This is a genomic window from Mangrovicoccus sp. HB161399 (assembly GCF_013184745.1).
Lineage (GTDB): Bacteria > Pseudomonadota > Alphaproteobacteria > Rhodobacterales > Rhodobacteraceae > Mangrovicoccus.
Genome location: NZ_JAATVU010000199.1, coordinates 1 through 2110 on the forward strand (window position 1 = coordinate 1; position 2110 = coordinate 2110).

A 2110-nucleotide genomic window follows, 5' to 3' on the forward strand; every position below is an offset into this window, starting at 1 on the left:
GACCGGCTGAGCCAGACCACCCCCGCCAGCGGGATCTCATCGGCTGGCTGAAATCTCCCGACGGATGCAGACCCGCTACCGAAGGCCTGACCCTAGTTACAGCACGGATCGGTGTGCAGGCTTCCGGAAGGAGAATGCGGGGCTTCCGGGTCGGACCAATGCCCTGAACAGTGCAAATGCTTCATTCCAAAAGCGAGTTTTACGTTTCGGAGTATCCGTTATGTTGCCTTGTTAGAGATGCAGCGCCGCCTCTGGTGCCGACTGCATTTCCGCCCTGCGCGACGGGAGGAGCCGCGCAGGGCGTTTCCGTCAAAGCGCGTACTGCGCCCGCTGCGCATGCGATGGCATGAGGCAGGCAATCTCGATGCGGTAGTGGCGGCCGTCGGAGGCCAGCCGGACGAGCTCGGCCGCGATGGGCATGTCGTTGCCGTAGGTCCTGTCCAGCCAGGATGTGGCAACGCGGTCCAGCCGGCCGAGGCTGAAATGGCTGGCCCGGTTGCCTGAGATCATGGTGGCACCGACGGAGATGATGCCGCCTCCCCGCGGACCTTCCGGTTCCCGCTGGAGCTCGATCTCGATCAGATCCTGCAAGGCGTCGAACGGCTCGGCGAGCGTCCGGATGAACGTATCGATCTCTCCGGCGTGCCGCCGGGTGTCCTCCACGCTGGCTGTGCCGCCGCGGAACGCCCAGGCGACCCAGTTTCCCTCGGGACGGTTCAGCGGAATGGCGGACTCGATCCACTCCGCGGAAGCCAGTCTGCGGCGACCGGCGCTCCCATGGCCATTCCTGCGCAGCCCGAGAGGATCCAGATGTTCCTTCGCGGCGACGGCCCTGTTGGCGGCGATTCGCAGCGTTTCGACGGGGTGTTCCCGCATCCTGACCTGTTTCCTCCGTTCGAGAGAAGACGACATCGACCGTGCCGCAGCTGCGGCACGGTCGATACTCACATGAACAGCGCTTGGTTGTGGAGATGATTCATGTGGCGAAGCTCCAAATTCGTTACCAAAAGGTTAACGCGTCTCCGAGGCCGGGTTTCCAAGCGAAAACTTTGGGTCGAAATGATGAATTTAAGAGCTTTAGAAAGATGTGCAGGCGCGGAAATCTCGCGGGGGTGCGCTGCGGCCGTGCGGAAAAGGCGCTGCACGGCCTGGCGCGCAGACTTTGGGAAGAAGCTCGCCAGGCGTCCGGATCAGCCGGAAGGTGCAGGATTTGCGAAAGCCGCTTCTGTAGTGGGAGCTTGAGGCTCCGCCGCATCGGCGACGATGCCGGACCAGGGGGGCAGCATGCCCGCGGGCGCTTGCTGCCGCCCGGCCCTGCGCGACGGGATGAGCCGCGCGGGGCGTTTCCGTCAAAGTCCGTGCTGCGCGCGTTCCTCTCTCGACGGCATCAGGCAGGCAAGCTCGACGAGATGGCGCTTGCCGTCGGAGTCCAGCCGGACGAGGCGGTAGTAGCTGGCGTGTCCGCCGGAGATCATGGCAGCGCCCACGGAAATGATTTCGCGGCCATGCAGGCTGTGCCGTTCCCGCTCGATCTCGATCAGGTCCTGCGACGGGTCGAACGGCTGCGCGAACTTGCCCCCCGGATTCCGGACTGGGCCGATATTCACCATGCGGCCGTCTCGGCGGCCATGCCGATCCCTGCCTGCGCCGCCACCCGGTGCTCGGGTGGCGGCGCAGGCGGTTGCAGAAGATCGCGATGCACCCGAACAGCGCCGCCCTGGCTTCGCGGCGCGACCGGAATCTTGTCGTTGGACCAGCTCGTTTTTCAGGGAGCCGAAGAAGCTCTCCATCGGCGCGTTCTGTGCCTTCGAACGGTCCGCGGGACCGTTCGATCCGCCGGTGTCAACGCCGCCTTAAATTCCCAGAAGTTGGATTGCGCCGCTGCGGGCGGGCCAGGCGGCCGGGTTGAATTGGCCCTCCGCGGGCTTCCAGAGGAAGAAAGCCCCTGCCCGGACGCCACCGAGGCCGCAGCACCGGATTCAAGCGCCAGGTCGCCGCCGGGTTTCAGGGCGGCGGGACGCTCCGCGCGCTCGGCCGCCGCCGCGGCCTGCCGCGCAGCCTGATCCGGGTCCGGATGGAAAGGCGGGGAACCGGCGCGCTCGACGGGGAG

Annotated in this window: 2 protein-coding genes; both read right to left on the reverse strand. The window is 65.9% G+C overall.

All coding sequences use genetic code 11. The features are described from left to right. Nucleotides 1-309: 309 nt before the first annotated feature. On the reverse strand, nucleotides 310-876 hold the full coding sequence (locus HCC78_RS32210) for a hypothetical protein (protein WP_172332766.1): 567 nt from the start codon (nucleotides 874-876) through the stop codon (nucleotides 310-312). Nucleotides 877-1349: 473 nt separating this feature from the next. Beyond that, a complete protein-coding gene (locus HCC78_RS32215; protein ID WP_172332767.1) occupies nucleotides 1350-1790 on the reverse strand; it encodes a hypothetical protein in 441 nt (146 codons plus the stop codon). Between the last annotated feature and the right edge of the window lie 320 nt (nucleotides 1791-2110).